12 protein-coding genes are annotated in these 12,668 nt (G+C 42.1%); all 12 read right to left on the minus strand.

Annotated features, from left to right (window positions below; genetic code table 11):
* Positions 1-499 precede the first annotated feature (499 nt).
* Complete coding sequence (locus J2S25_RS08300; RefSeq protein WP_307191663.1) at positions 500-2,317, minus strand: ABC transporter ATP-binding protein; 1,818 nt, start codon at positions 2,315-2,317, stop codon at positions 500-502.
* A 35-nt stretch (positions 2,318-2,352) separates the two neighbouring features.
* On the minus strand, positions 2,353-4,101 hold the full coding sequence (locus J2S25_RS08305) for an ABC transporter ATP-binding protein (RefSeq protein ID WP_307191664.1): 1,749 nt from the start codon (positions 4,099-4,101) through the stop codon (positions 2,353-2,355).
* Between the two features lie 183 nt (positions 4,102-4,284).
* The gene (locus tag J2S25_RS08310; RefSeq protein ID WP_307191665.1) at positions 4,285-5,409 is read right to left on the minus strand and encodes an N-acetyldiaminopimelate deacetylase; all 1,125 of its coding nucleotides are present in this window, start codon (positions 5,407-5,409) and stop codon (positions 4,285-4,287) included.
* 60 nt (positions 5,410-5,469) lie between these two features.
* Positions 5,470-6,180 (minus strand): 2,3,4,5-tetrahydropyridine-2,6-dicarboxylate N-acetyltransferase, encoded by a 711-nt coding sequence (dapD, locus tag J2S25_RS08315; protein WP_307191666.1) that lies wholly within the window; start codon positions 6,178-6,180, stop codon positions 5,470-5,472.
* A 131-nt stretch (positions 6,181-6,311) separates the two neighbouring features.
* Positions 6,312-7,196 carry a transcriptional regulator CcpC gene (ccpC, locus tag J2S25_RS08320; RefSeq protein ID WP_307191667.1) on the minus strand — a complete coding sequence of 295 codons (885 nt, stop codon included), beginning with the start codon at positions 7,194-7,196 and terminating at the stop codon, positions 6,312-6,314.
* Between the two features lie 72 nt (positions 7,197-7,268).
* Positions 7,269-8,774, minus strand: coding sequence for an MDR family MFS transporter (locus J2S25_RS08325; RefSeq protein WP_307191668.1), 1,506 nt, complete (start codon positions 8,772-8,774; stop codon positions 7,269-7,271).
* Positions 8,775-8,831: 57 nt separating this feature from the next.
* Complete coding sequence (gene cbpB, locus J2S25_RS08330) at positions 8,832-9,278, minus strand: cyclic-di-AMP-binding protein CbpB (protein WP_044395152.1); 447 nt, start codon at positions 9,276-9,278, stop codon at positions 8,832-8,834.
* Positions 9,279-9,410: 132 nt separating this feature from the next.
* Positions 9,411-9,647 carry a YkuJ family protein gene (locus J2S25_RS08335; RefSeq protein ID WP_044395150.1) on the minus strand — a complete coding sequence of 79 codons (237 nt, stop codon included), beginning with the start codon at positions 9,645-9,647 and terminating at the stop codon, positions 9,411-9,413.
* Positions 9,648-9,843: 196 nt separating this feature from the next.
* Complete coding sequence (locus J2S25_RS08340; protein WP_307191669.1) at positions 9,844-10,500, minus strand: DUF3993 domain-containing protein; 657 nt, start codon at positions 10,498-10,500, stop codon at positions 9,844-9,846.
* A gap of 211 nt (positions 10,501-10,711) precedes the next feature.
* Complete coding sequence (locus J2S25_RS08345; RefSeq protein ID WP_307191670.1) at positions 10,712-10,948, minus strand: hypothetical protein; 237 nt, start codon at positions 10,946-10,948, stop codon at positions 10,712-10,714.
* Between the two features lie 72 nt (positions 10,949-11,020).
* Entirely contained in the window at positions 11,021-12,232 is a 1,212-nt protein-coding gene (locus J2S25_RS08350) for an EAL domain-containing protein (protein WP_044395145.1), read from the minus strand.
* 181 nt (positions 12,233-12,413) lie between these two features.
* Positions 12,414-12,638: a hypothetical protein gene (locus J2S25_RS08355; protein ID WP_052807061.1), complete on the minus strand. Its 225-nt coding sequence runs from the start codon at positions 12,636-12,638 to the stop codon at positions 12,414-12,416.
* Positions 12,639-12,668: the final 30 nt, after the last annotated feature.

Below are 12,668 nucleotides of genomic sequence, written 5' to 3' on the forward strand. Positions count from 1 at the left end.
ATGTCCTTTTTTATTTTTCTTAATCGACAAAAGTTCTTAGCATCTGAGTGTTCTCTACAAAACTCAAGGCGACAACTTTTTTGCAAGAGTCAAGTTTCTTATTCTTAAGAAAAACCGGGCGAAAACCGCCCGGTCCTTTTTTGGTTTTGGTGGATAATCGATTTTCACTCCAGACACTCGCTTTCCGCGGGGCGACAGGTGAGCCTCATCGCTTTGCTGCTATAAGGGCATCTCTCGGGCGGAATGATACCCTTATGCGAGCAAATGGCACCTTACAAGCAGTAAGATACCCGTTAATTCCCTTTTTAATATAATTTTGGTATTTAGATCATCTAAATAATTAAAACTGTTTCCGTTTTTTCCTAATACTTCTTTTCTTCATTGGCAGGCCCTAAGCGTCTCGAAGAGTTAGAAGCCGAAGCTAGACATGCGGCTCGAGAGGCTAGATGCTGGAGCTGGACTTTCTAATGGTATCAAAAAATCACGGAACGAAAACTTTCTATCCTACATCCAGCATATTGAATTGTGCTTTTACAAGATCATGGTATTCGCCTTGATACTCCATCAGTTGATGATGATTTCCCCGCTCCTTGATCACCCCGTTTTCCAATACGAATATATTGTCTGATTCCCTGATCGTGGACAAGCGGTGAGCAATAATGATCGCTGTTCTGCCCTTCAGCAATGTCTTGAGAGCTTTCTGGATTTTCACCTCTGTTTCTGTATCGATGCTTGCAGTCGCTTCATCCAAGATCAAAATACGGGGATTTGCAAGCAATGCTCTGGCAAAGGATAAAAGCTGCCGTTCGCCAACTGAGAGAATATTCCCGCGTTCTTCCACCTCTGTTTGATAGCCGTTTGGCAGCTTGGCAATGAAATCCGCTGCCCCAACTGCTTCAGCAGCAGCCACGACTTCTTTCTCAGAGGCATCTGGTCTGCCAAAGAGGATATTTTCATAGATCGTTCCTGAAAAAATAAAGGTATCCTGCAGGACAATGCTGATATGTTTCCTTAAGCTGGCTATCGAGATGTCTTTGAGATCATATCCATCGATTAATACAGTCCCTGATGTCGGATCATAAAACCGGCTGATCAGATTGGCTATCGTCGTCTTTCCAGAGCCCGTATGGCCGACCAATGCCACCGTCTGGCCAGCTTCCATTTCAAGACTGATCCCTTTTAATGCAGTCCGATTTTCATCATACGAAAATACAACGTTATCAAATTTTATTTCCCCGCGAATGGTATCCATTTCAATGGGATGATCTGTTTCTGAGACGATCGGCTTTTCATCAAGAAATTCAAAGATTCTTTCTGACGAGGCCATCCCCATCAACAGTTGATTATACACCTGTCCTAATCTGGAAATTGGCTCCCAAAACATGCCTAGGTAAAAGGCAAAAGAGACAAATACCCCGAGTGAAACGGTGTCATTTTGAATCAGGCTTGCTCCATACCAGATCAGGACAGCGGTCCCCAGTGCATTGGTCAATTCTACCAATGGACGAAACATGGCGTTTTTCTGTGAAGCAGACTTCCAGCTTTGGAAGGTTTCATCATTTACTCCATCAAAAAAAGCCATATTCTCCTTTTCCTGGGTAAATGCTTGTGTAACCCTTATCCCTTGTATGCTTTCATTTAAATGAGAATTCAACTTTGATTGCTTCATCCGGACATCCTGCCAGGAACGTCTAATATTTTTTCGCAATTTAGTTGATATAAAGAACATGATTGGCAATATAATCATGACCGCCATCGTAAGCTGTGGACTTAGCGAGAACAGAATAAAGAAGATCCCAATCAGGAGGACCACATCCATTAACAGGTTGATAACACCATTTGTGAACAGCTCCTGAAGGGAGTTGATGTCATTCATGATTCTTACCAGTATGGAACCAGCCGAACGTTGGTCAAAAAACCGATGGGAAAGATTCTGCACATGAGTGAACAAATGCTTCCGCAAATCATATATGACATTTTGGCCCAATTCATTCATCCAGCGAATTCGGAAAATATTTGCTATATAAGCGGCAGTATATAATCCTGCGATGATCATGACCAGCCAAAACAGCATTGCGGCATCCTTGTTTTTCACGGCCTTATCTAAGGTGTAAATCCCAATTAGGATTGGGATTACCAGCCTAACCGCAGTGGTGATCAATACCATTGCAATAGACATCGGTACAAGCTTCTTTTTATAAGGTACCATATAGCCGAAAAGCCTCAACATCTGCTTCCAGTTAAAAGGCTTATCGATTATCTGGTCAGTAGAATAATGAAATCTTTTTAGAACTTGAAAATTGTTTTTCGTGCTCAAAAAACCTTCCCCCTTGAGTTAGCTGATCATACATTTCAGCCAGTCTGTTCCACCTTGTGACGATCTTGAAACTGGATCTCATAAATCTTTTGATACGTTCCGCCATTCTGAATCAATTGCTCATGTGTTCCTCGCTCGGCAATCGATCCGTTTTCGAGTACAAGAATCTCGTCTGCATGTTTGAGAGAAGAAATACGGTGGGCAATGATAAAAGTTGTTCGTCCCTTCATGACCTCGAGCAAAGCTTGCTGAATCTTGAACTCTGTTTCCATATCAACCGCGCTTGTGGCGTCATCAAGGATTAAAATACTCGGATCGATGCAGATAGCCCTCGCGATCGCAATTCTTTGCTTTTGGCCCCCGGAAAGTCCCATGCCCCTTTCGCCTAGAATCGTATCATATTGATCAGGAAGCTCCATGATGAACCGATGCGCCTGGGCTCTTTTGGCGGCTGCAATGATTTCGTCCATTGTTGCTTCTGGGTTTCCGTAGGAAATATTGGCTTTGATCGAGGAAGAAAACAGGAATGATTCCTGAAGAACAATGCCGATATTGCTTCTGAGTGAGCGAACAGAATAATCTTTACTATCCCGGCCATCAATCAGCACCTTGCCAGAAACAGGCTCATAGAATCTGGTCATCAGCTGGGTAATGCTTGTTTTCCCAGAACCAGTCGTACCAATAAGGCCGATTGTCTGTCCTGGCCTGGCCTTGAAGGAAATATTGTTTAAAGCGGCATTCTCATCATTCCCATATCGGAGCGTGACATGATCAAATTCTACTTTTCCAGACAGCTTTTCCACCTGCAAAGCTTCCTTCTTCTCTTCCACTTCATCTTCATCCTCGAGAATTTCCAATAATCTTTCACCAGATGCCTTTGATTGCGAAAAAAGATTCACGACGAATCCAAGATTCATAATCGGCCACATAATGTACCAAACTAGACTGTAAAATGCGACCAGTTCGCCTGGCAACAACGATTCGTTCATGACGAGGTATCCACCGTACCCTAATAATAAGACGACACTCAAATTGCCGAGAAACTCCATGAGCGGGAAATACTTCGCCCAAATTTCAGATGTGAACAAATATTGATCCTTGTAGTTTCCGTTTGAATCATTGAATCTGCCAATCTCATAATCTTCACGTGATAAGGATTTCACCGTATTAATTCCGCTGATATTTTCCTGGACCTTCGTATTCAACTTCCCAAATGATTTTCGGATTCCCCTAAAGGCTGGGTGGACTGCCTTATCAAACTTATAAACAACCACTGCAAGAAAGGGCAGAGTTGCAAGCGTCACCAATGTCAACGGGACCGAGTAATAGACCATTACGGAGAAACTTATTGCAATTAAAAGTACAAAATGAATCAATTCAGAGAATCCAAAGCTCAGAAAAAAGCGGAATCCTTCCACATCAGCAGTAAGCCGTGACATCAAGTCCCCTGTCTTCGCATTGTCATAGTATCGGAAAGAAAGATATTGAAGCTTTTCATAAAGCGAATTCCTAAGTTTATATACAGAATGGATTCCAAATAGCTCCCCTGTATATTGATAAATATACGTACAAATTCCTTTGACAATCATGAATCCGACAAAACTAGCTGCCAGCATCGGAATCATCTCATACCTGCCGCCAATAACGGCTTCATCAATCGTAAGCTGAAGAATCATCGGATACACTACCGTAATTGCCGTCACGATTAACATAAATAAAATGGACCAAATAAAGTAATTTTTGTAAGGCCAATAATAATCCTTTAGTTTCTTGAATGTCTCCATTCATTTTCCCCCTTTGGAAATGTATAGCAAAAAAAGAAAAGGCGCGTATACATTAATATATCGAGTTTCGAATTATTTTTCCAGCTTTTTTATTGAATTTTTATATTTTTTTGTAAATGGGAATTATCTGAACCAATACAAATGACCGATAGATTGCTCTATCGGTCAGTCCATTCTTGTTTGTTATAAACTTTTATATTCGATATATTCCGTCAATAAATTTATGGCAATCCTGATTGCTGCTTCATCTGGATTAAGTTTAGAGTGATGCAGGCCATTTTCAGAGTTCACACCAAGCCAGAACATGATTCCAGGAATTTCTTTCAGCATGTAGCCAAAATCTTCTCCTGTCATCGCTTCCTTGCAAATGACCACTTCCACATCCTCTTTTTTTTCAGCAAAAGCAAGGAAGTCACGCGCTATTTCTTCTTGATTATAAACTTGATGGTACATCGCTCCATAGTCAATGGTCGTTTGGCATTGGTAACCAACTTCCATGCCTTTGACAAGTGCCTCGATTCTTTCCTTCACTCTTGCCATTGATTCCACAGACAGCGTTCGGATTGTGCCTTCTAGCCTTGCTGTTTCCGCGATGATGTTTTGGACCGTGCCTCCAGAGATTTTTCCGATGGTGATGACCGCACTATCAAGCGGATCGACGTTTCTAGAGACTATTGACTGAAGCTGGGTTACAAGAGCACAGGCCGCGACAACCATATCATTCGTTTGATGTGGATATGCGGCATGTCCGCCTTTCCCCTCCAGGTCAATGAACAACTCAGAAGTATTGGCAAACAACAGCCCTTCCTTTGTTGCAATGGTTCCGACTGGATATTCAGGAGCAATATGCAGGGCTATGATCAAATCGGGCTTCCATTCCTGCATGATATTTGTCTTGAGCATTGGTTCAGCACCACCCGGGCCTTCTTCTGCCGGCTGAAAAATAAACAGCAAATGATCCTCCATTGGGTTTTCCACGAAGTAGGTGATCAACCCTAGAGCGATTGTCATATGGAAATCATGTCCGCACGCGTGCATTTGACCTGGATGGAGGGATTCGAATTCCAAGCCTGTTGCTTCGGTAATCGGCAGCCCGTCGATGTCTGCCCTGTAACCGATCGTCTTTTTAGGATTCATCCCTTGGATCTTCACAAAAATCCCGGTTTTCCAAGTTTTTATCTCTAGCCGGTCTAAGGAAAGACTTTTCAGGTATTCAAGAAGATATGCCTGAGTCTTGAACTCCTTGAAACCGAGTTCCGGAATCTGGTGCAAATCTCGTCTCATTTTTTTAAATAGATCCCAATTCATATTGATCTCTCCTCTTATAAAAGAAAGCGCGGACCAATATCCACGCTTTCTATCTTGCTATTAAAGCTGGCGAAGCTCCTGCTTGATTTCTGTTTTTGATTTCGTTTTTTCATCGATTTCCTTAATGACGCGGGCTGGTGTACCCGCAACCACTGTATACGGTGGCACATCTTCGATGACAATAGCACCTGCAGCCACAACGGCTCCCTTTCCTACTGTTACCCCTTCAAGGACAACTGCATTTGCACCAATGACGACATCGTCCTCGACCACGACCGGCTTTGCTGAAGGTGGCTCAATGACACCTGCAAGCACAGAGCCTGCACCGATATGGCAGTTCTTACCGACTGTCGCACGTCCTCCTAGGACCACGTTCATATCAATCATCGTTCCTTCGCCGACAACAGCACCGATATTAATTGATGCGCCCATCATGATAACAGCATTGTCGCCAATTTCAACCTGGTCTCTGATGATTGCCCCTGGTTCAATTCGAGCCTTGATATTCTTCATATCCAACAATGGAATCGCCGAATTTCTACGGTCGTTTTCAACGACATAATCCTCTATTTTAGCTTGGTTTGCCGCAATTGCCTGATTGATTTCTGCCCACTCACCAAAAACAACTCCTGTTTTGCCTGTAATGAATGTCTTGGCATTCTCGCCAAAATCGATCTGATCTAAGTCCCCTTTCAAATATACCTTTACAGGAGTTGCTTTTTTGCTATTTTGAATAAACGAGATAATTTCATTTGCATCCATCATTTTCATTTTCTTACCTCCATATATGTATGTATTGGTCTTTTTTTGTGAGCATATTGGGAATTAGCATCCACACAAGCACCGAAACAGCATTTTCTAAAAATTACTTTACCAAACATAGGTTTTTAAAACAAGGAAAACTAATTATTAGATTCTTCAATATGTTCCTTGACAATCTCAATGAAGGCCTGGACCTGCTTCAACTGAAAGGCAGATTCATAGCCAAGAAGCCATGTGTCTCTTCCTAAAGGTTCATTGTTTTCGTCATGAAGTGGTACCTTAAAGATATCTTGTTCGGCTCCATTTAGCGTAATTGCCGGGAGAATAGCATAGCCAATTCCGTTGAACGTCATTTGTTTACAGGTTTCAATTTGGTCCACAATGATCGTTCTTTTCGGTGCTGTCTGAAATTTTCGCAGCCACCAATCCTGGATTTCCTGGTAGTAATTCGAATCACTCTTAAACTGGATAAACGGCCTGTCTGCATCCAAGGCTTGCTCCGGGCTCGAGATTTCTGTATCAACCAAGTAGAGATTGTCTTTGAATAGGTGAATTTTGACACCCTTCCAATCTGGTGTACCCCTGATAATGCCAATATGGACATGATCCTCATAGAGCGCTTTTGCTATTTCACTGCTCCAGCCAGTCATCAGCGAGATTTTCGCCTGTGGATAACGGCTTACATATTTCTTCAACACCTGTGGCAGCCAATTTTGCCCAACAATCGATGCGACAGCTATTTTAAGGGTTCCATACACTTCAGCGTTTAATGCGAAGATGGTCTCGCGTGCTTTTTCTTCTCTGGCGATGGTCTCATTAACAAATTGAAGGACGATCTCTCCCGCCGGTGTTAAGGTCAGCCCCTTCTGGGAGCGAAGGAACAATTTTGTGCTCCAATCCTTCTCAATCGATTGAAGTCGCTGCGATAAAGCTGGTTGTGACACAAACAGTCTCTCCGCAGCCTTTCTCATATTCATTTCCTGCGCAAGAACGGACAACAAATGGAATTCAGAAATCGATGACATTGCTTACCCTCTTTTGCCTGTTTTTTTCTATATCGTAACATTTCCTTAAAAAAAGGATAAACTACAGCTGAGTCAATCTGCTGAAGCTTCTTTTTTTGGCAGAAAGAAGATGAACAGCAAGCTGATGATGGCAAATAGAAATACGACAATATAGACAGAATGCAAGGCATTAGTCAGTCCATCCTGCAGGAGCGTTTTCATACTAGCCGATAGTTTTTGGCGTTCTCCCTCATTGAGCAGCACATTTGCTGCATCGATCGAAATTCCTTGATCTTCTGCCCCATGCTTTTTCATATAGCTGAGAATGCTGCTGTTCAGTACACCGCCAAGCAAGGCTGCACCAACCGTATTGCCAAGATTTCGCATGAACATATTGGCAGCGGTAGCGATCCCTCTTTGCTGCCAGGCGACCGTACTTTGAATCGATACGATGAACGCTGTACTAGTCAGCCCCATCCCTGCTCCAACGAAAAACGACCCTGCTGCAGCCCATAATGGACCTGCCTCCGGTGTCAGAGTGACAAATAGAATACTGCCTATGATTAGCAACGCGCCGCCAAAAAGGGAAGTATTGCGGTACCCAATGCCTACTAACAGCCGTCCACTAGCTGCCGATGCAATAGGCCAGCCAATCGACATCGCAGTCAGGGTGAAACCGGCGACGATCGGCGACTTTTCCATAACACCTTGGACGAATGCGGGCAAAAAACTCGAAACGCCGATCAGCATGACGCCGGTAGTTAAGGAAGTTATATTGGCAATAAAGATCGACTGTTCGCGCCAAATCGTAAATGGCATTATCGGTTCTTCTGCTCTCTTCTCTTGAAAAATAAAGAAAATCAATCCGAGAATGCTCAAGCCGATGAGACCGATTGTTTTCGCTGACATCCAGGCCCAATTCCCCCCGGCTTCTACAAGGACAATCATCAAGGAACTAATCGAGATGGTCAGCAGCGCAGCTCCCAGATAATCAACCTTATGCTTCTTTTTCTCGATATTTTCATGAAGAAATAACCATAAACCCGCGATTGCCAGAATACCAAGCGGAACATTGATCCAAAACACGTATCGCCAGCTTGCATATTCCACGAGGAGACCTCCAAGTGCCGGACCAGTTACGGCTGATATTCCCCACACACTAGACAGATACCCTTGTACCTTGGCTCTTTCCTCCTTGGAATAGATATCGCCGACAATCGTTGTAGCAATCGGCATCACAGCGCCTGCGCCAAAACCCTGGATGAATCTGTATAAAATTAACATCTCCATCGTTTCTGCCGTCCCGGACAGAATGGATCCGATCAGGAATACTACAATTCCAAAAGTAAGGATTGGCTTCCGACCAAATAGATCAGAAAGTTTTCCATAAATGAGGACCGTCACAGCATTCATTAACAAGTAAGCTGAGAAAACCCAGCTATATAAAGCAAAACCGCCAAGTTCTCCGACAATTGCCGGCATTGCGGTTGACACGATCGTTCCTTCGACTGCTCCCGTGAACATCGCGAGCATAACTGCCGCGAGAACATAAGGTCTTTTTGTTACTTTTTTTGCAGTGCTTTGCCCAGCTGCTCCCATACATCCACCTCAAAATGTAAAAAATTTAGCTCCCGAATCCGGGAGCTGGCTCAAGCATTATTTTCTATAATTTCTTTTTACCTCGTTTGACAATCTCAGCAAAACAGAACGTCTTGTCAGAATTCCTTCAAAAATCCCTGACTGATCTTCTATGCATAGAAACGGATTGTCAACCAGCAAATTGAGGGAAGATTGCAGATTCGATTGGACATTGATTCTGGGAATTTCTGTGTTCATTGCGGATTCAACTTTTTTCGTATCCAGCTGCTCAAATTCAATTCTTTCAAGGCCAAGGATGGAATCCATTATGATTGGCGTGCTGATCAAGCCCATTAATCGATATCGGGAATCAAGTACAGGAATTGCTGTATATCCGCTCTTTGTCAGGACAAGCAGGGCGTGCTCAAGACTGTTGCCGACTTGGACGTGAGCTACACGTTCAGAAGGAATCATCAGCTCCTTAACCGATAATCCCAAAAATTCACCGCTATAAAGACTTATCATGGCGAAAACTCCCTAAACTGGATTTCTTTCCATTTCATTTTATCATAAAATAAATGAAGCTGCTTTTATTTAGTTTTTTAAAAAACAACAAAAAAGGACCGCAAAACATGGCCCTTTTGGTATAATTTTTGATTACTGAATTAGGTCAAAGATCTCAATCGTAATCATATCGATATTATCGAACTGGTATTTCTTTGGCTTTTCCTTATCGTTGTATACTTCCAGTTCATATGTTTCCGTTTTCGGATGATATGTAACCTGGCATTTCCGTTCCCCTTCCACCTCAAAAAAGCGTTGGGAAGGCTCCCCTCCATTAGACTGCTCTTGCAGATTCTTTAAACGGGTGATAATTCCTTGAAGCTGTGACATTGTGCTCCCTCTCCTTTCAAAACAAAAACCAATAACTTATCAATAGATTTTGCAATTGGCGAATTTATATCCATGTAAAATAATTTCAGAATTTTCTATACGCAATTCTTTACATGTCAATATTAACAGAATAAAATATTGTCAGACGATGTACAAGTAAAAGCTTTGCGAAAAGGAGTTTTTTTTGAAAAAACCTTTATAGTATCCCAAATAAAATGGTCCTTGTTTCGTTCCGGAATACCACCCCTAGCTCCAAGAACATCTTCAATGCGGAGAAATTCGGCCCATAAACAATGTCACTTAAGAACGGTTTTTCCCTTTCGGATATAGCGCTGTCACGACTCTTGATTTTTTCCGGATATGCCTGTTGAATTACTTCTTGAGGTACCTGATCATACCAATAGTCAGCAACCTTCCATCCATTCTTTTCCCGAACAAGCTGCAGTCCTACATAATGGTCTTCATAGCCTACAGGTCCCTCCTTATTCGCAGGAAAAAATTCAACAACATATACTATATTTGCGGATTGCACTACGCGTGTCTTTTCGGAAAAAGCGTAAAACGGAATATAGTAAAGAGCAAAGTCGGTACCATATGTCTGGAAATTATTTTCCTGACCGACTACGTTTTCTTTAATGAATCCCGACTTATACGCTTCTGTAAAATAAGGGTCAAGGATGCTGTCAATCTCCGCCATTGTTCTCCCCTTTTCACTTAGAGAGACTTGTGATTCAAAAGCTTTCTCGAGGAATTCAAAAACTTCCTCCCTGTCATGCAGATCGGACTGTGCAAGTGCATGCGCCGGGGTGTACAAAATAAAAATGCCAAATAATAGCGATAATAGCTTGTCCATTTTTCTCCCCTCTTTCTTGATCATTGATACGTACCATTTTACCAATATTTACCCAAGAAGATGATGATATTCTTTCGTAAAATAACCTCATCATCTGACATAATCCACGGCTTATTATTCTCCAATTACCCTAAACAGGCACGAATTAACGGGAAAGCTAAAAAAAATGTTGGTTTTTCAGGGAAAAAAATAACCCCCTATTAGGGGGTTACTACCTAGCAATCACCGCAAAATAGATGACAAACAACAGGGCGATGAAGCCGAAAATGATATAGGTTAAAAAGATTGGATTGCGAATATATGCGTGCTCCTGGACAACGCCTGGAACTTGGGAATCAAGATTTCCCTGAGCTCTCTTCTGCCCCTTGCCTAATGACCATGTATAGAAAAGACCGCCGACCAGCACACCCATACCTGCTACTAACAGCAATGTCATATAAATACTCATCTGAATCCCCTTTATAAAAGGCTGTATTGATAACTTATCCAAGATCCGTTTTCCTATTCATCCTTGATCCTGTCAAAATAAACCTTCTCTATCATGCAAAAAAGATGCACAAAGGTCAACGAACAGAAACTCCATTTCATTTAATTGCAGCGAAAAGGTTCGAATGACTTCTCCAGTTTCGATATCACTGTAGCGATCGGACAAAATCCCTTTTTTGCCGCCTCTCATTCGAATGATATTCTCCAGAAAGTAAGGGCGCCAACTCCAGTTCTTATTTTCATATTCCGGCTGCAACACCCATTCTCGGCCAACTTTATAAAGATTCGGTGACAGCTGAAATCCGTCTTCATCACATACATAAATCCGGAACGCTACCCCGTCCAAACGATCCCCGAGAGCCAGCAGCAACTCACTTGATTTTTGTTCTTTTTTGTATTTGCTGATCCATTCCTGTAACTTGCTGTTCAATTCGATCCTTAAATCATAGAATACCTGAAGCCGTTTTTTCTCAGATAAAATAAATCCATGGATTTCGTCCTTTAACTTATGCTTGAGTATTTCTTTGTCAACTAATCCAATATCAGGTTCTTTTAAGTAAAATCCCTGATAAAATCTCCCGCCGTTTTTCCAAGCGAATTGTAGCTGGTACGTGGTTTCGATGTTTTCAAATAATATTGCTGCACCGATTTTACGCGCAAGGATAGATAAAGAATGAAGAACATCTAAGTGTGCCGGACCGGTGTTATGAGAGCGAAGCGAGGACATATCAATCTTTAGTATTTCTGGTTCAATACCTGCAATCCTGTGTAAATAGCTGCTTTCACTGCCTACTTTATCCAAGGCGATTTTTATTCCGTAGGATTTATAGTACTTGATTAGGTGCTCGATCTGGCTCTCGTATTGCCGATCGGTAATACCTAGGACAATTTGTTCTGGACGCATGCCTTTTTCTTCAAAACTGAGAAGCAATTGCAAAAAACCTTCTCCAGCATCCATCATTAATAAATTTGCATTCCTGTTAATGAACCAAAGCAGTTCTTCGTTCCCGCTTTCACCGGATACTGTTTCTAGAGCTTTGCCCAGTAACACATTCTCCACTTCGATCCGGTATTCTTCCGGTATCATTTCATCTGCAAAAAAAGAATCAAGCCTAAAATCACCCTTATTGCCAACATATCTTCCTACTATTTGATAACCAATGATTTTATGTTCTTCGGCGTTAAAAATCGGTTGATAGTATGGAACAACATGCTCAAGGTCCGTCAAAATATCAAGAGCATCCAAAAAAACTCAATCCCCCCTTCAAAAATCGGCGCATACTTCAATCCACTACTTTGTTATCACCGATTTTACCACAATATGCTCCATGAAGCTTTTTAATGAGTTGCAAAAAACAAAGGGATCAGCAACTGGGGAGAGAATTGGCAAGGAGAAAAGCTGGGTTTCCTTCTACCCTTGGCTTTTCTTACTTTTCTCCGCTTTTCTCCTCAAGCGATTTATGAAGTTTGGCTATAGATTGAACAATTGTCCTTTTTTTATTAAATCCCTTTGCTGTTGCCGATATCCCATTAAAGACAGCAACCGAATGTCCCCACGTTCCTAACCGATCAAAACCGGAAACAAAAACTTTTAAATAACCATTTTTCAACGGGATTAACATTATTTCCATTCTCATTTCATAATATTTCATCAGCAACACCTCATTTGCGGATAGGACAAG

Source organism: Mesobacillus stamsii, from assembly GCF_030814065.1.
GTDB classification, from domain to species: domain Bacteria; phylum Bacillota; class Bacilli; order Bacillales; family Cytobacillaceae; genus Mesobacillus; species Mesobacillus stamsii.